Genomic DNA, 20,603 nt, shown 5'->3' with positions numbered 1-20,603 from the left:
CTCAGATCACCTTGGCGCGCATCAGGTCGCCGATATGCACCACGCCGACCAGCGCACCGGCGGCGTCCACCACCAGCACGCTGGTGATGCTGTGGGCCTCCATGAGCTCGGCGGCATCCACGGCCAGGGCGTCGGGGGCAATGCGCCGGGGCGAGGGGTGCATGACCTCGGCGGCACTGGCGGAGCGCAGGTCGGCACCGGCCTCGATGCGCCGGCGCAAGTCGCCGTCGGTGAAGATGCCCAGGATCTGGCCGGCCGGGTCCACGATGGCCGATGCGCCCAGGCCCTTGGCGCTCATCTCGCGCATCAGCTCGCTGAACGAGGCCCCGGGCGCCACGCGCGGCACGTCGCTGCCCGAGCGCATCACGTCGCTCACGTGCGTGAGCAGCTTGCGCCCCAGCGCCCCACCGGGGTGCGAGCGCGCGAAGTCCTCGGGCCGGAAACCCCGGGCATCGAGCAGGGCCACGGCCAGCGCGTCGCCCATGGCCAGCTGGGCCGTGGTGCTGGCGGTGGGAGCCAGGTTCAGCGGGCAGGCCTCGCGGTCCACGCTGCAGTCGAGCACCAGGTCGGCATGGCGCGCCAGGGTGGAGTCCAGGCCGCCGGTCAGTGCCAGCAGCGGAACCCCGAGGCGCTTGAGCACCGGCAGGATGGCCGTGAGCTCGCCGCTCTCGCCGCTGTTGGAGATGGCCAGCACCATGTCGTGCTCGGTCACCATGCCCAGGTCGCCATGGCTGGCCTCGCCCGGGTGCACGAAAAACGCCGGGGTGCCGGTGGAGGCCAGGGTGGCCGCGATCTTGCGGCCCACATGGCCGCTCTTGCCCATGCCCATCACCACCACGCGGCCGCGGATGGACAGCGCCATCTGCACCGCCTGCGCAAAGCGTGCATCCACGCGGGCGGCCAGGGCGTTCAGGGCGGCGGCCTCAATGTCGAAGGTCTCGCGGGCCAGGCGGAGGGCCTGTTCGGCATCGAAGGGGGGGAGCACGGGGGCAGCGGGGGTCATCCCACGATTCTATCGACCGGCCTGCCCTGGCTCGGATAGCATCAGCCTATGTCCTCACTCGCCCTCACCCTGCTTTACCTGCTGGCCGCAGTGCTGGGCGTGGTGGTCTGCCGCAGCCTGAAACTGCCGCCCATGCTGGGCTACCTGGCCGCCGGCGTGCTGATCGGCCCGCATGCGCTGGCGCTGGCCCAGAACTCCGAGGGGGTGCGGCACCTGGGTGAATTCGGCGTGGTGTTCCTGATGTTCGCCATCGGGCTGGAGTTCAGCCTGCCCAAGCTGCGCGCCATGCGCCGCCAGGTGTTCGGCCTGGGGTTGATGCAGGTGGCGGTGACCATGACCCTGGCGGCCGGTGGCTCGCTGGCCCTTTCGCTCCTGGTGGGCGGGATCTGGGAGATGGGCTGGCAGACGGCGCTGGCCCTGTCGGGCGTGATGGCCATGAGCAGCACGGCCATCGTGGTCAAGCTCATGGCCGAGCGCGCCGAGCTCGAAAGCGAGCATGGCCGCAACGTCATGGGCATCCTGCTGTTCCAGGACCTGGCCGTGGTGCCGCTGCTGGTGCTGATCCCGGCGCTGGGCTCCTCGCCCGACAAGCTGCTGGTGGCGCTGGGCTGGGCCTTGCTCAAGGCCACGGTGCTGGTGGGCCTGCTGCTCACCGGCGGCCAGCGCGTGATGCGCTGGTGGCTGACCCTGGTGGCACGGCGCAAGAGTGAAGAGCTGTTCATGCTCAACCTGCTGCTCATCACCCTGGGCCTGTCCTGGCTGACCGAGGTGGCCGGCCTGAGCCTGGCGCTCGGCGCCTTCATCGCCGGCGTGCTGGTGTCGGAGACCGAATACAGCCACCAGGTGGGCACCGACATCCGCCCCTTCCACGACGTGCTGCTTGGGTTGTTCTTCATCACCATTGGCATGATGCTGGACTGGCACATCCTGGTCGACCGCTGGGGCCTGGTGCTGGTGCTGCTGGTGGTGCCGATCACGCTCAAGCTGGTGGTCATCCTGGTGCTGGCGCGCGGCATGGGGGCCACCACGGGGGTTTCGCTGCGCACCGGGCTGTACCTGGCGCAGGCCGGCGAGTTCGGCTTCGTGCTGCTGTCGCTGGCCCAGAACAACAACCTGGTGCAGCCCGCGCTCATGAACCCGATCCTCGCGGCCATGGTGCTGTCGATGCTGGCCACGCCCTTCCTGATCATGTACGCCAACCGCATCGTGATGAAGCTGGTGGCCAGTGACTGGCTGCAGCAATCGCTGCAGATGACGACCATCGCGCGCAAGTCCATCAATTCGAGCAAGCACGTGATCATCTGCGGCTACGGCCGTTCGGGCCAGAACCTGGCACGCATGCTGGAGCACGAGGGCATCCCGTACATGGCGCTCGACCTGGATCCGGACCGCGTGCGCCAGGCCGCCGCTGCCGGCGACTCCGTGGTCTATGGGGACGCCACGCGCCTGCAGGCGCTCATGGCCGCCGGCCTGGTGCGTGCCAGCGCCGTGGCCGTGACCTACATCGACGTGCCGGCCGCGCTCAAGGTGCTGGCCAATACCCGCTCCCATGCACCGCAGGTGCCGGTGGTGGTGCGCACCCAGGACGACCTGCATCTGGACAAGCTGCGGGAGGCCGGAGCCACCGAGGTCGTGCCCGAGGCCATCGAGGGTTCGCTGATGCTCGCCAGCCATGCCCTGGCCCTGGTCGGCGTGCCCATGCGCCGCGTGCTGCGCCTGGTGCAGGACCAGCGCGACGCGCGCTACAACCTGCTGCGCGGCTACTTCCACGGAGCCGACGACGACACCGTCAACGAGCGCGACCAGGAGCGCCTGGCCACCGTTACCCTGCCCTCGGGCGCCAAGACCCTGGGCCAGGCGCTGGGCGACCTGGCCCTGCCGGCCATGGGCGTGCGTGTGGTCAACCTGCGCCGCGCCAATGGCCATGTGAGTGCGGCGGTGGACGATGCGGCGCTGGCCGAGGGCGACACGCTGGTGCTCTCGGGGCATCCGACCTCGCTGAGCCTGGCCGAAGCCAGGCTGCTGAAAGGCTGATAGACCGGATCAGCCGGGCTGCAGCGCCTCTGCGGGGCCGGGCCGTCCGAACAGATAGCCCTGGAACTGCTGGCAGCCGTTGCGCAGCAGGAAGTCGTGCTGGCCCTCGGTCTCCACGCCTTCGGCCACCACGTCCAGGCCCAGGCTGTGCGCCAGCGCGACGATGGTGCAGGCAATGGCCGCATCGTTGGGGTCGGTGAGCACGTCGCGCACGAAGCTCTGGTCGATCTTGAGCTGGTCCAGCGGCAGGCGCTTGAGGTAGGCGAGCGATGAATAGCCGGTGCCGAAATCGTCCAGCGAGAAGCCCACCCCCAGGTTGCGCAGCACCTGCATCTTGACGATGCTCTCTTCCACGTCCGAGAGCAGCAGGCTTTCGGTCAGCTCCAGCTTGAGCCGCCCGGGGTTGGCGCCCGTGGTGTACAGCGCCTGCAGCACCTGGGGCACGAATTCGGTGTGGCGGAACTCCTGCGCGCTCACATTCACGGCCACCGTCCAGGCCTGCGTGGCGGGTTCCCGGTTCCAGCGCGCCAGCTGCTCGCAGGCCAGGTGCAGCACGCGCTGGCCCAGGGGCAGGATCAGCCCGGTCTGCTCGGCCAGCGGAATGAACTGCCCGGGCGGCACCATGCCGCGCTGCGGATGCTGCCAGCGCACCAGGGCCTCGGCGCCCAGGGTCTGGCCCGTGGCGTTGACCACGGGCTGGTAGTGCAGCAGAAACTCGTTGCGCTGGATGCCCTGGCGGATGTCGCCCTCCAGCGCCGAGCGCGCCGTGGCTGCCGCCTGCATGGCGGGGTCGAAGAAGCACAGCGTGTTGCGCCCCTGGGCCTTGGCCTGGTACATCGCCAGGTCGGCCCGCTTGAGCAGTTCGTTGACGGGCTGCTCGCGGTCGTGGAACAGCGCAATGCCGATGCTGGGCGTGCTGTGCAGCTCGCTGCCATCCATCTCATAGGGCTCGTTCAGGGCCTGCAGCACCTTCTGGGCCACGGCTTCGGCTTCCACGGCAGCGCCGGTCTCCTCACTGCTCAGGCCCTGCAGTACCACGACGAATTCATCGCCGCCCAGGCGGGCCACGGTGTCGGTGGCGCGCACGCTGGCGCGCAGGCGCTCGCCCACCTGCACCAGCAGGCGGTCGCCCCATTCGTGGCCCATGGTGTCGTTGATGCCCTTGAAGTTGTCCAGGTCCAGGAACAGCAGGGCGCCATGCTGGCCGTCGCGCTCGCAGGCCGTCGCCACGCGCTCCAGGCGGTCGAGCAGCAGGCGCCGGTTGGGCAGCCGGGTCAGTTCGTCGTAGAAGGCAAGGCGCTGGATCTCGGCCTCGGCACGCTTGCGCTCCGTGATGTCGCGGGCCAGCCCGCGGTAGCCGGTGAACTCGCCTTCGGCGTTGAAGATCGGCTCGCCGCTGATGGAAACCCACAGCGGCTCCCCTTGCGCCGACATGCGCTGGATCTCGAAATTGCGGAACACCTGGCGCTGCGCGAGCTGCTCGCGGTGTGCACGCCATTGGCCGTCGTCCGCAAAGGTGTTCGGCAGCTCCCAGCGCGTGAGGCCGAACAGTTGCTCGTCGGGCAGGTCCATCTTGTTCTGCGGGCTGCCCTCGATGCGCACGAAGCGGAATTCGGCATCCTGCTCCCAATACCAGTCGGAGGACAGCTGCGTGAGGCTGCGCCAGCGCGCCTCGCTCTCGCGCAGGGCCTCCAGCGCACCCAGGTAGTCGGTCACGTCGGTGAAGGTGCGCACGCGGCCGCCGCCTTCCAGCGGGCGTGTGCGCACCTCGATGAAGCGGCCGGCCACCGTGCGGCGGATGTAGCTGTCCGGCATGGTCAGCTTGCCGCCGTGCGCCGCATACTCGCTGCCCACATAGTCCCTGGCCTTGGACTCGATCAGCTGGAAACCGGTGCCGAAGTCCCCGCGCTCGGTCTGGAAGCGCACCACCTCCTCCACCCGGGGCTCGCCCGCGAGCAGTTCCTCGGGCAGGTCCAGGAGTTCCAGGTAGCGCTGGTTGTAGACGCGGATGCGGCCCTCGCCATCGACCTTGGTGATGCCCTGCGACACGCTGGCCAGCGTGCTCTGCAGTGCGCGGGTCTTTTCGGCCAACAGGTCGCTGGTGCGCGCCAGCTCCTCCTCCACCTGCCGGCGTGCCAGTTCGGCGCGGCGCGCCAGCTCCAGCTGGCCCACGGTGCTCAAGAGCGGCTGCAGGAACTGCACGTCGGCTGCGGAGTAGCCCTCGGGCCGGTTGGCCAGCCCCACCACGGCGACCAGTTCGCCCGAGGCCAGGATCGGCAGGCCCAGGTAGGACACCACCGGTGCGTGGCCGGGCGGCATGCCGGCGCTGCGGGGGTCGCCTTCTGCGTTGTGGATGATCACCGGCTTTTCGGTCTGCATCGCCTGGCCGGGAAGGGAGTCGAGGTCATCGAAGACCCGGCCCTCCTCCGCGTCCCGGGTGTAGCGCGCGCGCGTGGCCTCGTCCCATTCCACGTCGGTCATGGAGTGCATGCGCAGAAAGGGCTGGCCTTCGGCCGTGCGCTGCACCTGCCCGACCAGCCCGAACCGGCTGCCGGTCAGCTCCATGAGCTCGTGCAGCAGCGCATCGAACGCGGCGCGCGGCGCCGAGCTGGCAATGAACACGGCCTGTGCGCGCGAGATCGCCTGCAGCAGCCGGTGCTGGCGCGCCAGCATGGCCTCGGCGGCGCGCCGGGCGCGCACGCTGCTGCTGCGCTCGAGCACGGCCTCGATCTGCGCGGGCAGGGCCAGCAGGTAGTTGCAGCCGGGGTCGCGGATGGTGAAGTCGGCAAAGCCGTGGCGCATGGCGTGCGCTGCCTGGGCATCGGCCCCGGCGTCCACGATGATCAAGGCCGGGATGCGGCCCATGCGCTCAAGCACGTCGTAGGCCGAGCCGTCTTCGAAATGCTGGCAGACCAGCAGGATGTCAGGGCTGTGGTTCTCCAGCCACGCCTGCGCCTGCGCCAGCGAGGGCGCCACCTCCACCCGCCAGCCCAGCCAGGGGTCCACCAATGCCTCGACGAGCGCCCGTGCGTGCTCCCGGTCGTCTTCGATCAACAGGACGGAGATGGGCATGGCCGATCTGGTTTTTCAAGGCAATGGGAAGCAGCCTGCAACACCGCAGGTGTAACGATGGCCCATTATGGGTCAGCATTTGGCGCTTGCGACCCGCCAGGGCCCTGGGCTGCGTGTTTACACTCGCACCCTTTGTGCCATCCACCCCACACCCCATGCAGCCCCTCAGCGTCAACCAGTACCTGCGCCAGCACATCCGCACCGTGCCCGACTGGCCGGCACCCGGCGTGCAGTTCCGCGACATCACGCCGCTGCTGCAGGACCCCAAGGTCTTTCGCGTGCTGATCGATGCCTTCGTGCACCGCTACATGGACAAGGCCCTGCGCCCCGACGTGGTGGCCGGGCTCGATGCGCGCGGCTTCATCCTGGGGGCTGTCGTGGCCTATGAGCTCAACGTGGGGTTCGTGCCGATCCGCAAGAAGGGCAAGCTGCCCTTCACCACGGTGGAGGAGACCTACGAGCTCGAATACGGCAGCGCCACGGTGGAGCTGCACACTGATGCCGTCAAACCCGGCGACCGCGTGCTGCTGATCGACGACCTGATCGCCACCGGCGGCACCATGATGGCCGGCCGGCGCTTGCTGGAAAAGCTCGGCGCCACGGTGACCGAGGGCGCGGCCATCGTCGACCTGCCCGAGCTGGGTGGCTCGCAACGCCTCAAGGAATCAGGCCTGCCGCTCTACACCCTGGTCGATTTCGAAGGGCACTGAACGCCACAGCCGGCGTTCACCGGGACTGCGCATAGGCCGCCAGCGTGGGCAGCAGCCAGGCCACAAAGCGCTGGTGCATGGCTTCAAGCACCTGCGGGGAGGGCATCGCCGGCCTCGGCCGCGCGGCGGCGTGCCGCACGGTCCCAGGCCTTTTCATGGAAGAAGAAGGCCACGGCCTGCACCGTGGGTTCGAGCAGGCTCAGCGTGAGCGAAGCCCAGAGGTTGCCCGTGACGGCATAGGCCACCATGGCCGCCACGCTGATGTGGATCAGGTAGTAGCTGCCGGTCTTCATGAGCATGGTCTGGTTCTGGCGGGCGAGTTGGCGAATGCGGGCCATCGTGGATTCCTTTTCGTTCAGCGCCTGCGCAAGGGAGGGACAGGCATGGAGAAATGGTAGGCATTCTCAATAGCAATTGCCAATTGAACGCAGCTAAATGCGTCATTGAAACTATCAAGCGCGCGGCGGCGAAAGTCTGCGGCCTCCCGCGTTAATTCCGTCACGCAGTGGGGACACAAAATGCCCTTGGCGGCGCCAACCCCGTTGCTATGATGGACATCTTTTCAACTGCGGCAACGCACTAGGGAGCAGACATGGCCCTCATGGACTTCATCAAGAAACAGTTCATCGACGTCCTCCAGTGGACCGAGGACGGCGACGGCACGCTCGCCTGGCGCTTCCCGATGAGCGGCATGGAAATCCAGAACGGCGGCACGCTGGTGGTGCGCGAGTCGCAGATGGCGGTGTTCGTCAATGAAGGCAAGGTGGCCGACGTCTTCGGCCCCGGCACCTACAAGCTCACCACGCAGACGCTGCCGGTGCTGACCTATCTCAAGAACTGGGACAAGCTCTTCGAGTCGCCCTTCAAGAGCGATGTCTACTTCTTCAGCACGCGCCAGCAGATCGACCAGAAGTGGGGCACGCCCCAGCCCATCACCATCCGCGACAAGGACTTCGGTGCGGTGCGCCTGCGCGCCTTCGGCAACTACGCCTTCCGCATTGCTGACCCCAAGCTGTTCCACACTGAAATCTCGGGCACGCGCGAGTCCTACCCTGTGGGCGACCTCGAAGGCCAACTGCGCGGCCTGGTGCTGCAGAACATCAGCAACGCCATTGCCGGCAGCGGTTTGCCGTTCCTGGACTTGGCGGCCAATCAGGTGATGTTCGCCGATGCGCTGACCAAGGAGCTGGCACCGATCTTCGCCAAGCTCGGCCTCCTGATCGAGAACCTCACGGTGCAGAACGTCTCGCTGCCCGAAGAGCTGCAGAAGATCCTCGACCAGAAGATCGGCATGGGCATGGTCGGCAACGACATGGCCAAGTTCATGCAGTACCAGACGGCCCAGGCCATCCCCAAGTTCGCCGAGAACAGTGGTGGCGGCAGCGGCATCGCGGGCGATGCCATGGGCCTGGGGGCCGGCGTGGCACTGGGCCAGGTGATGGCGCAGAACCTGCAGCAGGGCCTGCAGGGTGGCGGCAATGCGGCCCCAGCGGCTGCGGCCGTGGCAGCAGCCGCCTCCGGTGTGAAGCCCGAGGACGTGATGGCCACGCTGGAGAAGTTGGGCGAGCTCAAGTCCAAGGGCATCCTCACGCAGGAGGAGTTCGACGCCAAGAAGTCCGAACTGCTCAAGAAGCTGATCTGAGGCCGGCGCAACCTACCTTCGCTACCGGCGCCTGGCGTGCGGGCAGCAGCGGGCTGATGGGCCCCTGCATGGCCGCACCCGGCTGCCGAGTGCAACGCCCGAATGGCCACTGACCCCACACAGCGTTCCTACCGCGCGCCCTGCCCGGGCTGCGGCGCGCCGGTTGAATTCCGCAGCGCGCAGTCCACCCACGCCGTCTGCGGCTACTGCCAGAGCACCGTGGTGCGCAGCGGCGACGTGCTGCAGCGCGTGGGCAAGATGGCTGAGCTGTTCGACGACCACAGCCCGCTGCAGCTCATGGCCAGCGGGCGCATCGAGCTCGATGGCAAGGACACCCCGTTCACGCTCATCGGCCGGCTGCAGTACAAGACCGAGGCTGGCGTCTGGACCGAATGGGCCGCCTTCCTGCAGGACGGCACCCTGGCCAGCCTGGGCGAGGACAACGGTGCCTACGTCTTCACGCAGCCCATGGAGGCCGGGCGCGAGCTACCCGAAGCCAGCCGCTTTCGCATCGGCGCCACCACGGCCATCGGCGGCAAGTCGTATTCCGTCGCCTTCAGCGGCAGCGCTTCACTGATCTCGGCCCAGGGCGAACTGCCCAAGCTGCCGCCGCTGGGCCAGCCCTTCGACATGGTCGAACTGCGCAGCGCCGATGGCGAGGTGCTCAGCATCGACTACGGCCACACGCCGCCGCACCTGGAGCGCGGCCGCGCCGTACTGCTCGAGGACCTCAAGCTCACCGGCCTCAAGGACGAATCGGCCAAGGACGAGAAAGGCCGCCAGTTCAGCTGCCCGCACTGCGGTGCGCCGGTGCAGGTGCAGCTGTCCACCACCAAGAGCGTCACCTGCGGGTCGTGCGCGAGCATCATCTCGCTGGACAGCGGCGTGGGCGGCGAGCTGCAATCGACCGAGCAGGACGAGCCCGTGCGCCCCATCATCCCGCTGGGCAGCAAGGGCCAGCTGCAAGGGGTGCATTGGCAGGTGGTGGGCTTCCAGCACCGCATGGGCGTGGAGCCCGGTGACGACGAGCACTTTGGCTGGAGCGAGTACCTGCTGTACAACCAGAAGCGCGGCTTCGCCTTCCTGGTGGACGCCGAAGACGGCTGGAGCATGGTGCGCCCCACCACCGGTGCGCCGCAGATGGCCGCCAGCGGCCGCAGCGCCACCTACCTGGGCACCACCTACCAGCTGAAATACAGCTACGAGGCCGAGACCACCTACGTGCTGGGGGAGTTCTACTGGCAGGTCACGCGCGGCCAGAAGACATCGAACCGCGACTTCGCCAGCGCCAAGGGTCTGCTGTCGATGGAGCAGACGCAGAGCGAGCTGACCTGGTCCTCGGGCGACAAGCTGGCCAGCGACACCGTGGTCAAGGCCTTCAAGCTCGAAGACAAGAAGGATGTGCTGCAGCGCGACGACCCGGGTCCCTTCGTGGCCAAATCGGGCCTGGGTTGCGGCACCATCATCATCATCGCGATCGTCATCATCATCCTGCTGATCCTGCTGAGCAACTGTTCCGGGTCGTCCGGCAGCGGCTACCGCAGCTCGGGCGGCTCGTTCGGCGGCTATTCCAGCGGCGGCGGGCACAAGTAATTTATCAAGGAGCTTCCACCATGATGGGAATCGAATGGCTCAAGCCCGCGGCGTTCCTCGGGTCCATCCTGTACGCGCTGATCGGCGTCCTGATCTTCTGGCTGTGCTTTGTCATCGTCGACAAGATCACCCCCTACGACCTGTGGGGCGAGATCGTCGAGAAGCAGAACGTGGCGTTGGGCGTCGTGGTGGCTGCCATGTGCCTGGGCATCAGCATCATCGTCGCCGCCGCCATCCATTGAGGCAGGGGTGGCGGATTCCAACGGGCTTTCACGGGCCCTGCGCGCGTTTGTCCCTTGGCGTGCAAAGAATTGAATAAGAATAATTATCGTTTGTATTAAAATGTGTACTTCGTGTGAGCGGTAGCAGCCGGAGGGGGCTGCACGTTCGAATATCTGGAGTACCCATGGCACACAAGCACCCTGCGGGCAGCAACAAGGCTGCCCGTTTTCATTGGACCCCCACCACCGCAGCAGCCAGCCTGTTGGCCGTACTGGGCACGGCGCAGCAGGCCTGGGCCCAGGCCGATGCCGAACTGCCCGCCGTGCAGGTCACGGGCTCGCAGTACGACGCCGACGACGTGCGCCCCGAGGGCGTGACCACGGCCACCAAGACCTATATGGCGCCGCGCGACATCCCGCAGACCATCGACACGCTCGAAGTCAACAAGTACAAGAGCTACGGCATCAACGACCTGGCGGTGATGCTCGACGGCGTGCCCGGCGTGAACACCAAGTACGACATGCGCGGCGAGGGCGTGATGATCCGCGGCTTCAACGCCGACTCGGGCGACATCTACCGCGACGGCGTGCGCGAATCTGGCCAGGTGCGCCGCAGCACCGCCAACGTGGAGCGCATCGAAATCTTGAAGGGCCCGGCCTCGGTGCTGTACGGCCGCAGCAGCGGCGGCGGCATCGTCAACCTGGTGAGCAAGCAGGCCCGCTTCGATGCCAAGAGCAGCGTCACCCTGCGCGGCGGTTCGTGGGACAACTACGGCGGCACGCTCGATATCAACAAGGTCATCAACCACCACGTGGCCGTGCGCCTGACGGCCGACCGCGAGCAGGCCGACAGCTTTCGCAGCGGTATCCGCAACAGGAACGAGATGGTCTCGCCCAGCATTCTGGTGGACACCCGCACCGGCTTGCGCTGGACGGGCCAGTACACCTACGACAACATCTGGCGCGTGCCGGACCGGGGGCCGGTGTACGACCAGCTACCTGCCGGTGTCTCCATCCGCAAGGGCTTTGCCCACCCGGGCGACCATGTGGAAGACCGCCTGCGCGTGCTGCGCTCGGACCTGTCGTACGATTTCAACAGCGCCTGGAGCGTGCGCTGGGTGGCCAGCAAGCGCGAGGCCAGCCAGGACTTTGACCACTACTTCGCCGGCACCTACTGCAACACGGCGGGCCAGACCTCCGCAGGGGCGGCCTGCACCTGGCGCGGCCAGGTGCGGCCGAACTACGCCTGGCAGCAGACGGCCAACGAGACCCTGTCCAACACCGTCGACCTGACGGGCAAGTTCAGCACTGGCGGCATCCAGCACGAGGTGCTGGTCGGCGTCGAAGCCAGCGAGGAAAAGCGCCACCCGCGCATCGGCCAGCCGGCATCCACCTTCAGCTACGACCCGCTGCAGCCCATCGCCTGGGGCGCCAAGCCGGCGCAGGGCAGCCCGACCCAGCACAACCTGCACAAGGCCGAGGGCCAGGCCCTGTACGTGCAGGACCTGGTCAGCCTCACGCCCGAATGGAAGTTGCTGGCCGGCCTGCGCTATGACCGCTTCGACTTCAACAGCACCAACCTGCTGACCAATGTGGGCCGTGGCTACGACGGAGATTCGGTGAGCCCGCGCCTGGGCGTGGTCTGGCAGCCGGTGCGCGAGCACAGCCTGTACGCCTCGTGGAACAAGAGCTACTCGCCCTACGGCGGGCGCGGCATGATCAGCGTGGACGTTGCGCCCACCGCCGTCTACGACGACGAGCCCCAGCACTCGCGCCAGGTCGAGGTGGGCGTCAAGAGCGACTGGCTGAACGGCGCGCTCTCGACCCAGCTGTCGGTGTACCAGCTCGAGCACGCCAACATCCGCTACCGCCCCGACGCGGTCAACGATCCCTTCACCTGGGCCGTGCGCGGCAAGGAGCGCTCGCGCGGCATCGAGTTCAGCGCGGCGGGCCGCGTGGCGTCGTCGTGGTACGTGCGCGGCGGCGTGGGCGTGACCAGCGCCAAGGTCACCGAGGACAAGCTGCAGCCGGCGCTCGTGGGCAAGTACCTGGTGGACACCGCCCTGCGCAACGGCAACTTCTTCGTGCGCTACGCGCCGCAAGGGCCGTGGTACGCGGAGATCGGCGCCACGCACACCAGCGCGCGCTGGCTCAATGCCGCCAACACCTCGCGCGTGCCTGGCTATACCCGCTGGGATGCGCTGGTGGGCTGGCGCCAGGGCGTATGGACGGCCACGGCCGCCATCTCCAACCTGCTGGACAAGGAATACTGGCGCGCCGACGCCATGCCGGGCGCCCCGCGCAGCCTGCTGGTCAGCGTGAACTACCAGTTTTGATGGCCATTGCGGCGGGCAACATGCCAGGGATTCACTGGGGCCAATGCCCCCTGGCGCAGACTGGCCGGATGATGGATCGGACTGCACGCGCTCGCTGCCCTGGCCCTCGCTGGCGAGGCCCGGTGGCGGGAGCCCTTGCAGTGGCTGTGGTCGCACTGACCCTCGCGTGGCATGGGTGGAGGCCGCAGGCGCCCGTGGCGGGTCGTGTGGCCCCCGCCATGCCGCCAGCGGGCGTTGCCGACGCCCGGAACGCCGATTTCCCCTGGCACCTGGGCGTGGCCCCGGCAGCGGAGCCGGTCAGGGCCGGCACCACCGCGGCGGGATCCGATGCCCCGAGCGACAGGCGTTTCAGCACGGCCCTATCGGCCGGATTTCTCACACCCCCGGCGCGCCCGGTGTGGGAAATGCTGCGCGGCTATCCCGGCCCCTCGGTGGCAGGCATTGCGCCCGACATGGAATTGCTGGCCGCGCTGACTTTCTGCGAAGGCAGCCTTGCATTGCCGCGCACGCTGTGGGAAGGCCGTTCGCAGGGCACGATGCCACCCGAGCAGCTGCAGCAGCTGGACGCCCGGCACACCCAAGCGGCCTCCTTGTGCGCCCGCCTTTCACACCAGGACTACACACGGCGCCTGGACATCCTGAGACTGCACGCCGAGGCGGGCAACAGCGATGCACAAATCAACTTCCAGTATGTGGGCCCCACGGGCCGCCTGGGCTTTGGCGAGTCTGGAGAGCCTCCTTTGAGCGAGGCCCAACTGGCCGCCTGGGGCCAGGAGGTGCTGGCCCACGCCCGGGGGGCGCTGCTGACCGAAACGCTCAGGGCGGTGAGCACACTGGCTTGGCTGCATGACGCGGGCCCGCCCGTCCCGCCCAATCCCGCGTTCGAGGCATTTCGCGATCCCGTCGAGGGCCATGCCTACCGCATCCTGCTGACCCGGATGGCGCGCAACCCACATAGCCTGGGTGATTTTATGCAGCGCGAGGTCGCGCGCCTGCCGCCCGCGCAGGTGGCCCAGGGACAGGCCCGGGCCGAAGCCATCGCGCAGGGCCTGGCGGCACAGCTCGCAGCCCAGGGCAAGGACCTTCCCAGGGGACTGCTGGGCCCGGCGATGGCCCCAACCACCGCAGCGCCCCGCCAGCCGCCGGTGCCCTCGCCGTTCGCAGCACAATAGCGGCTTGTCCTCGAACCCTACCTCCCTTCCTTCGGCCTCCGCCGTCCCGGGCGCTCGCCCCATCGACGTGGCGCTGCTGGCCAGCGTGTTCGTCGTCGCCGCCTGTGGCCTGCTCTACGAGCTGGCGGCCGGCGCGCTCGCGTCCTATGTGCTGGGCGACTCGGTGCTGCAGTTCTCCACCATCATCGGCACTTACCTGTTCGCCATGGGCGTGGGCTCGTGGCTGTCGCGCTACTTCGAGCGCCAACTGCCGGCGCATTTCCTGCGCATCGAACTGCTGGTGGCGCTGATCGGCGGCGCCCTGCCTGCCACGCTGTTCCTGGCCAATGCCTACGCGCCGGGGGCCTTCCGGCTGCTGCTGTACGGCATGGTGTTCATGGTCGGCACGCTGGTGGGGCTGGAGATTCCGCTGGTCATGCGTATCTTGAAGCGCAACGTGGCGCTCAAGGACCTGGTCTCGCAGGTGCTGACCTTCGACTACCTGGGCGCGCTGGCCGTGTCCATGGCCTTTCCGCTGCTGCTGGTGCCGCACCTGGGGCTGATCCGCACAGGCCTGCTGTTCGGGCTCATGAACGCTGCGGTGGCACTGTGGGCGGTGTGGCTGTTCCGCGATGAGCTGCGCCGCCTGCGCGCGCATGCGCTGGCCTGCATCGCCGTGCTGGGGCTGTTGTTCGCGGGCCTGCTCGGTGCGGACCACATCACCAGCTTTGCCGAGGACAAGTTCTACCAGGACCGCATCGTCTTCAGCACCGCATCGCCCTACCAGCGCATCGTCGTCACCAACGGCAAGCTGGGCCACCGGCTGTACCTCAACGGCAACCTGCAGTTCGCCGAGCGCGACGAGTACCGCTACCACGAGGCGCTGGTCCACCCCGCGATGGCGGCGCACGGCGCGCCCCGGCGCGTGGCCGTGCTCGGCGGCGGCGACGGCATGGCCGTGCGCGAGGTCCTCAAGTACCCCTCGGTCGAGTCCGTCACCCTGGTGGAGCTGGACCCGGCCATGACGCACCTGTTCACCGACAACCCGACGCTCGCCCGGCTCAATGGCGAGGCACTGCGCTCGCCCAAGGTGCAGGTGGTCAACACCGATGCCTTCCGGTGGCTGCAGCAATGCAAGGCCCCTGGATGCGACGCGGCGGAAGATGTCTTCGACGTGATCGTGGTGGATTTCCCCGACCCGACCAATTTTTCCATCGGCAAGCTCTACACCAACAGCTTCTACGCGCTGCTGGACAAGCGCCTGGCGGCGAGCGGCTACGCCGTGGTGCAGACCACGTCGCCCCTGGTGGCGCGCCAGAGCTACTGGACGGTGGTGCAGACCATGGAGTCGGTGGGCCTGCAGACGGCGCCCTACCACGCGCATGTGCCGAGCTTCGGCGAATGGGGCTTCGTGGTGGCCAGCCGCAGGCCCTGGCGCATGCCCGAGGCGCTGCCGCCGAACCTGCGCTTCCTGAGCGCGGGCACGCTGCCCCTGCTGTTCGACTTTCCGCTCGACATGGCGCGCCTGCCGGCCGAGGTGAACCGCCTGTCCAACCAGGCCCTGGTGCATACCTACGAGCGCGAGTGGGGCAAGGTGGTCGGGCACTGAATTCGGAACAACCCCCTGAGGCGCTGCGCGCCTGGGCACCGCCGCCACAGGCGTCGGTTCTTCGGGCACGTCCAAGCCTGCGCAGGCAGGCTTGGAGCCGCGGCTCTCAGCCCCTTCTCTCGAATTGCTGCGCAATTCGGGAAGGGGGACGCAGCCAGTGCGGCGGGGCGGCCCTTGCATGGCTGCTCTGGCATGGGTCGTGCCAGTTTCGCAGACCGGAGGTCCGCACCACATCGGCATTTTTGCCGGGGCGCTGAAGGCCCATGCTGTTGCATCCATGCCGCGCGGATGTAACAAATCCGGGAGTTGCGGGGGTTACCGGCCACGTGGGTAAATCGCTCACGGGGTTGCCGGCAGAATGGAAACCAACGCTTACATTTGTCTGCTCCGATGCTCGAGAGATTCTTCGTTGTCGGCGCACAGCGGGATCCCCAGAATCTTCTGGGGACATGACCCCTGGCTCGTGGCCCTGTCGGTCGCGCTGGCGATCGCCTCCTCCCTCATGGCGCTGCACCTGGCCGCGCTGGCGCAGCGCGCGCCGGACCGGCTGCGCCGCAACCTGACCGTCGCGTCCGGCTCGCTGGCGCTGGGCGGCGGGGTCTGGTCCATGCACTTCGTGGGCATGCTGGCCTTCGACCTGTGCGCGCACGGCCACTTCGAGCCCTCGGTCACGGCGCTGTCCTTCCTGCCCAGCCTGGTGGCGTCGTGGATCGCGCTGCACGTGCTGACGCAAAGGCAGCCCACGGGCCTGTCCATCGCCTGGGGTGGTGCCCTGGTGGGCGCGGGCATCGGCGTCATGCACTATGCCGGCATGTCGGCCTCCGACATGGCGCCGATGATCCGCTATGACGTGGGCGGGTTTGCGGCCTCTCTCGTGTTCGCGGTGGGCATGGCCATCCTGGCGCTGTGGCTGCGCTTCGGCATGCAGCGCGCCTGGACGCGCCGACCCTGGGTGAGCACGCTGCTGGGAGGGCTGGTGCTGGGCCTGGCGATCGCCGGCATGCACTACATCAGCATCGCCGCCGTGCGCGTGTCCGGCAATGTGCCGGACCTGGGGCCGGTGCCAGAACAGGCCCGGTACATGGCACTGGCCATCGCCCTGATGGCCGTGCTGGTGGGCTTGGTGGTCACCACCGTGAACATCGGCCTCAGGGTGCGCTGGCTGCTGCGCAGGTCCGAGCAGAGCGAATCGCGCCTGCGTTCCGTGGTGGAGACGGCCATGGACGCCATCATCATGGCCGATGCGGATGGCACCATCCGCTCCTTCAATGGCGCTGCACAGCGCATGCTCGGTTGGACCGCGGAGGAAGCCGTGGGCCAGCCCGTGCGCATGCTCGTGGACCCCGCCTATGCCAACACGCCGCACAGCTACCTGCCGCGCGACCTGTCCCGCGGCGAGGCGCGCCAGGTGGGCAAGGACAAGGACATCCACGTGGTGCGCAAGGATGGCAGCCTGGTGCCCGTGCGCCTGGTGGTCGGCCGTGTGGACCTGCCGGGCCCGCCGGTCCTGGTCGGCTTCCTGACCGATCTGACCGAGCGCCGGACCATGGAACAGGAGCGCCGGCGCGGCGAGGAGCAGCTGCGCTCGCTGGTGCGCAACATCCCGGGCGTGGCGTTTCGCTGCCGCTACGACGCCGACTGGTCCATGCTGTTCATCAGCGATGCGGTCGAAGCCCTGACCGGCTGGCCGGCCGAGGATTTCCTGCGCGGCAGTATTTCCTTTGGCCGCATCATCCACGAGGACGATGCCGCGCGCATCGGGGACCAGGTGGCGCGCGCCCTGGAAGCGGGTGCGTCGTATGTGCTGGAGTACCGGCTGCACACGCGCGATGGGGGCATCCGCTGGGTGTCCGAAACGGGCCGCGGTGTCGCGGGGCCGCAGGGTGCCGTGCGCTGGATCGACGGCGTGATCACCGACATGACGGCTTCCAAGGCGCAGAACGCCGAGTTCGTGGGCACGGTCACAGCCATCGGCCGCTCCCAGGCGGTGATCGAGTTCGATCTCAAGGGCCGGGTGCTCACCGCCAACCGCAATTTCCTGGACCTCATGGGCTACACGCTCGCCGAGATCGAGGGCCAGCACCACCGCATCTTCTGCACGCCGGAGTACGCCGGCAGCCAGGCCTACCAGGCCTTCTGGGCGCGCCTGGGCCAGGGCGAGTTCAATGCGGGGGAGTACCTGCGCCTGGGCCGGGGTGGGCGCGAGGTCTGGATCCAGGCCACCTACAACCCCATCTTCGACGCGCAGGGGCGGGCCTTCAAGATCGTCAAGTTCGCCACCGACCTGACCGTGCGCCGGCGCATGGAGACGGACCTGCGCGCGGCCAAGGAGCAGGCCGAGCACGCGGCAGCGGCGCGCAGCACCTTCCTGGCGAACATGAGCCACGAGATCCGCACGCCCATGAACGCCATCATCGGCTTCACCGAGGCGCTGCTCGATACGCCGCTCGAAAGCACCCAGCGCCGCCACCTGGGCACGGTGCACCATGCGGCGCGCTCCATGCTGCGCCTGCTCAACGACATCCTGGACACCGCCAAGCTCGAAAAGGGCGCGGTGGAACTCGAAGTGGCCGACTTCAGCCTGCGCGAGCTGTGCGACCAGATCCTGGCCTCGCTGCGCATCAACGCTGCCAAGAAGGGGCTGGACGTCGTGCTCGACTATCCCGAAGGCGTGCCGGTCCACTGGCAGGGCGATGCGTTCCGCATCCAGCAGGTGCTGCTCAACCTGATGGGCAACGCCATCAAGTTCACGCACGAAGGCCGCGTCACGCTGCGCGTGGCCGGCGCCGATGCGCAGCTCGTGCTGCAGGTGGAGGACACCGGCATCGGCATCGACGCCGCCGGCGTGGAGCGCATCTTCGACCCCTTCGCGCAGGCCGATGCCTCGACCACGCGCCGCTACGGCGGCACGGGCCTGGGCACGACCATCGCCCGCCAGCTGGCCGAATTGATGGGTGGTTCCATCGCGGTGGCCAGCCAGGTGGGCCAGGGCAGCACCTTCACCGTGCGCCTGCCGCTGCGCACCGGTCAGGCGCCAGTGGACGCCGGCCCCTCGACGACCCGCGACTGGCTGCGCGCCCCCCTGCCCACGCTGCGCGTGTTGGCCGTGGATGATGTGCCCGCCAACCTGGAGCTGCTGCAGATCACGCTGCAGCGCGGCGGCCACAAGCTCACGGCCGTGGGCAGCGGTGCCCTGGCGCTCGAGGCCTTCGCGCAGGAGCGCTTCGACGTGGTGCTGATGGACCTGCAGATGCCCGACATGGACGGTCTGGAGGCCACGCGCCACCTGCGCAGCTTCGAGCAGGCGCGCCGGCGCAAGCCGACCCCCATCGTGGCCCTGTCGGCCAGCGTGCTCGAACAGGACCGCCGCAACGCCCGTGCTGCCGGCATGGATGGCTTTGCCAGCAAGCCGGTGGAGCCCGTGCGGCTCATGGCCGAGATCGCGCGCGTGATCGGCGTGCGCGAAGACGGCGGTGATCCGGTGTTTGCCGTGGCCAGCATCTTTGGCGCGCTGCCTCCCGGCGAGACGCTGCGGGTGCCGCCCGACCGGGCACCGGCAACGGCCCCCGCGGCGCCGGCCATCGAATGGGAACGGGGCGTGCAGCTGTGGACGCAGGCGCGCTACCTGCGCGAGGCCATTGAGCGCTTCATGCAGGAGAGCGGCGTGGCGCTGGCCGGCCTGCTGTCCGCGCACCAGGCCGATGAATGGGACAGCCTGGTGGCGCGCGCCCACCGCCTGCGCGGTGCGGCCGGCAACCTGGCGCTGCCTGCAGTACAACAAGCCTCCGGCCAGATCGAGCAGGCCGCCCGCGAGCGCGATGCCGGCGCGGTGCAGGTGGCCCTGCTGGCCCTGGCCACGGCACTCGATGCCGTGGGCGGTGCCCTGCTCAGCCCGCAGGCGCCCGATGCGCAGCGCCAAGGTTCGGCGCCGGCACCGGCGCCGCTGCAGCAGGCCCAGCGCGAGCGCGTGCTGGCCGCCATTGCGGCCCTTGCCGCCGCCCTGGCGCAGGGAGAGCTGGCCGATGCGCCGCTGGCGGTGCTCGAGGGCGAGTTGCCCGCGGTCACGCTCAACAGCCTGCACGAGGCGCTCGACCGTTTCGACTTCGACGAGGCACGCGCCTGCCTGCAGGCCCTGCAGCGCCATCTGCAGGCGCCGCTGCATCCGGGGGAAGCACATGCCTGAGAATCGCACACCTTGCCCCCGGCACCCGAAGGAAGCCCCATGACGGCCGTCCATGAAGACCACCGCCCGCGTCTGCTGCTGGTGGACGATGAACCCACCAACCTGCAGGTGCTGCGCCACATCCTGCAGGAGGACTTCCGCCTGCTGTTCGCCACCGACGGCGCGCGCGCACTGCAGATCGCCGCGCAGCAGCGGCCCGACCTGGTGCTGCTCGACGTGATGATGCCGCAGATGGATGGTTACGGCGTGTGCCAGGCCCTCAAGGCCGAGCGCGCCACCGCGAACATCCCGGTGATCTTCGTCACCGCGCTCACCGAGGTGCAGGACGAGGCGCGCGGTTTCGACGTGGGTGGTGTGGACTACATCACCAAGCCCGTGAGCGCCCCCGTGGTGCGCGCCCGCGTGCGCACCCACCTGTCGCTGGTGCGCACCGAGGAGCTGCGCGAGACGCGGCTGCAGATCGTGCAGCGCCTGGGCCGCGCGGCCGAGTACAAGGACAACGAGACCGGCATGCACGTCATCCGCATGAGCCACTTCGCCCATGTGCTGGCGCTGGCGCTGGGCCACTCGCCGGCCTGGGCCGAAGACCTGCTCAATGCTGCGCCCATGCACGACGTGGGCAAGATCGGCATCCCCGACGCCGTGCTGCGCAAGCCCGGCCCGCTCGATGCCGGCGAGTGGGAGACCATGCGCCGCCACCCGCAGATCGGCGCCGAGATCATTGGCGAGCACCCCGGCGGCGTGCTGCGCCTGGCCCATGCCATCGCGCTCACACACCACGAGAAGTGGGACGGCAGTGGCTACCCGCAGGGACTGGCGGGCGAGGCGATCCCGGTGGAGTCGCGCATCGTCGCCCTGGCGGACGTGTTCGACGCGCTCACCGCGCGCAGGCCCTACAAGGAGCCCTGGAGCACCGAGGACACGGTGGCCCACCTGCGCGCGCAATCGGGCAAGCACTTCGACCCGGGCATGGTCGAAATCTTCATCGCCCAGTTGCCCCAACTGCTGGAAATCCAGGCACGCTGGGCCGACTGACCCTCTTTTGCCGG

At 68.5% G+C, this 20,603-nt stretch carries 13 protein-coding genes; 10 read left to right on the top strand and 3 right to left on the bottom strand.

What is annotated here, in order from left to right:
* Position 1 precedes the first annotated feature (1 nt).
* Entirely contained in the window at positions 2-1,003 is a 1,002-nt protein-coding gene (locus AC0IZS_RS08145) for a KpsF/GutQ family sugar-phosphate isomerase (protein WP_471635166.1), read from the bottom strand.
* Between the two features lie 48 nt (positions 1,004-1,051).
* On the opposite strand from AC0IZS_RS08145, the gene AC0IZS_RS08140 reads away from it, so the two are divergent.
* Positions 1,052-3,037 (top strand): monovalent cation:proton antiporter family protein, encoded by a 1,986-nt coding sequence (locus tag AC0IZS_RS08140; protein WP_471635165.1) that lies wholly within the window; start codon positions 1,052-1,054, stop codon positions 3,035-3,037.
* Between the two features lie 9 nt (positions 3,038-3,046).
* Here AC0IZS_RS08140 and AC0IZS_RS08135 read toward each other — a convergent pair whose 3' ends face one another.
* Positions 3,047-6,109, bottom strand: a complete 3,063-nt coding sequence (locus tag AC0IZS_RS08135; protein WP_471635164.1) for an EAL domain-containing protein — start codon at positions 6,107-6,109, stop codon at positions 3,047-3,049.
* A gap of 155 nt (positions 6,110-6,264) precedes the next feature.
* Between AC0IZS_RS08135 and AC0IZS_RS08130 the strand changes: the two genes are divergently transcribed.
* Positions 6,265-6,819 carry an adenine phosphoribosyltransferase gene (locus tag AC0IZS_RS08130; protein WP_436176169.1) on the top strand — a complete coding sequence of 185 codons (555 nt, stop codon included), beginning with the start codon at positions 6,265-6,267 and terminating at the stop codon, positions 6,817-6,819.
* A gap of 83 nt (positions 6,820-6,902) precedes the next feature.
* On the opposite strand, the gene AC0IZS_RS08125 is transcribed toward AC0IZS_RS08130, so the two are convergent.
* Entirely contained in the window at positions 6,903-7,157 is a 255-nt protein-coding gene (locus tag AC0IZS_RS08125; protein WP_471635163.1) for a DUF2061 domain-containing protein, read from the bottom strand.
* A gap of 254 nt (positions 7,158-7,411) precedes the next feature.
* Between AC0IZS_RS08125 and AC0IZS_RS08120 the strand changes: the two genes are divergently transcribed.
* The 8 genes from AC0IZS_RS08120 (at position 7,412) to AC0IZS_RS08085 (ending at position 20,589) form a co-directional block, all read left to right on the top strand.
* Positions 7,412-8,461 carry an SPFH domain-containing protein gene (locus AC0IZS_RS08120; RefSeq protein ID WP_471635162.1) on the top strand — a complete coding sequence of 350 codons (1,050 nt, stop codon included), beginning with the start codon at positions 7,412-7,414 and terminating at the stop codon, positions 8,459-8,461.
* 102 nt (positions 8,462-8,563) lie between these two features.
* Positions 8,564-10,054, top strand: coding sequence for a DUF4178 domain-containing protein (locus tag AC0IZS_RS08115; RefSeq protein WP_471635161.1), 1,491 nt, complete (start codon positions 8,564-8,566; stop codon positions 10,052-10,054).
* A gap of 23 nt (positions 10,055-10,077) precedes the next feature.
* The gene (locus AC0IZS_RS08110; RefSeq protein WP_471639486.1) at positions 10,078-10,296 is read left to right on the top strand and encodes a DUF350 domain-containing protein; all 219 of its coding nucleotides are present in this window, start codon (positions 10,078-10,080) and stop codon (positions 10,294-10,296) included.
* Between the two features lie 164 nt (positions 10,297-10,460).
* Positions 10,461-12,611 carry a TonB-dependent receptor gene (locus AC0IZS_RS08105; protein WP_471635160.1) on the top strand — a complete coding sequence of 717 codons (2,151 nt, stop codon included), beginning with the start codon at positions 10,461-10,463 and terminating at the stop codon, positions 12,609-12,611.
* A 194-nt stretch (positions 12,612-12,805) separates the two neighbouring features.
* Positions 12,806-13,783 carry a hypothetical protein gene (locus AC0IZS_RS08100; protein ID WP_471635159.1) on the top strand — a complete coding sequence of 326 codons (978 nt, stop codon included), beginning with the start codon at positions 12,806-12,808 and terminating at the stop codon, positions 13,781-13,783.
* Between the two features lie 4 nt (positions 13,784-13,787).
* Positions 13,788-15,371 (top strand): polyamine aminopropyltransferase, encoded by a 1,584-nt coding sequence (locus AC0IZS_RS08095; RefSeq protein WP_471635158.1) that lies wholly within the window; start codon positions 13,788-13,790, stop codon positions 15,369-15,371.
* A gap of 463 nt (positions 15,372-15,834) precedes the next feature.
* Positions 15,835-19,554, top strand: coding sequence for a PAS domain S-box protein (locus tag AC0IZS_RS08090; protein ID WP_471635157.1), 3,720 nt, complete (start codon positions 15,835-15,837; stop codon positions 19,552-19,554).
* Between the two features lie 39 nt (positions 19,555-19,593).
* Positions 19,594-20,589 carry a response regulator gene (locus tag AC0IZS_RS08085; protein WP_471635156.1) on the top strand — a complete coding sequence of 332 codons (996 nt, stop codon included), beginning with the start codon at positions 19,594-19,596 and terminating at the stop codon, positions 20,587-20,589.
* The last annotated feature ends 14 nt before the right edge of the window (positions 20,590-20,603 follow it).

The organism is Acidovorax sp. AC410 (genome assembly GCF_979253235.1).
Note: the sequence above shows the minus strand (reverse complement) of the source record. Positions and strands in the feature narration are given on the sequence as shown.

What these genes read in the sequence shown, in the direction of transcription:
- AC0IZS_RS08085 (WP_471635156.1), top strand. Translation starts at nt 19,594, where the DNA reads ATGACGGCCGTCCATGAAGACCACCGCCCGCGTCTGCTGCTGGTGGAC.
- AC0IZS_RS08125 (WP_471635163.1), bottom strand. Translation starts at nt 7,157, where the DNA reads ATGGCCCGCATTCGCCAACTCGCCCGCCAGAACCAGACCATGCTCATG.
- AC0IZS_RS08140 (WP_471635165.1), top strand. Translation starts at nt 1,052, where the DNA reads ATGTCCTCACTCGCCCTCACCCTGCTTTACCTGCTGGCCGCAGTGCTG.
- AC0IZS_RS08115 (WP_471635161.1), top strand. Translation starts at nt 8,564, where the DNA reads ATGGCCACTGACCCCACACAGCGTTCCTACCGCGCGCCCTGCCCGGGC.
- AC0IZS_RS08145 (WP_471635166.1), bottom strand. Translation starts at nt 1,003, where the DNA reads ATGACCCCCGCTGCCCCCGTGCTCCCCCCCTTCGATGCCGAACAGGCC.
- AC0IZS_RS08135 (WP_471635164.1), bottom strand. Translation starts at nt 6,109, where the DNA reads ATGCCCATCTCCGTCCTGTTGATCGAAGACGACCGGGAGCACGCACGG.
- AC0IZS_RS08105 (WP_471635160.1), top strand. Translation starts at nt 10,461, where the DNA reads ATGGCACACAAGCACCCTGCGGGCAGCAACAAGGCTGCCCGTTTTCAT.
- AC0IZS_RS08130 (WP_436176169.1), top strand. Translation starts at nt 6,265, where the DNA reads ATGCAGCCCCTCAGCGTCAACCAGTACCTGCGCCAGCACATCCGCACC.
- AC0IZS_RS08110 (WP_471639486.1), top strand. Translation starts at nt 10,078, where the DNA reads ATGGGAATCGAATGGCTCAAGCCCGCGGCGTTCCTCGGGTCCATCCTG.
- AC0IZS_RS08120 (WP_471635162.1), top strand. Translation starts at nt 7,412, where the DNA reads ATGGCCCTCATGGACTTCATCAAGAAACAGTTCATCGACGTCCTCCAG.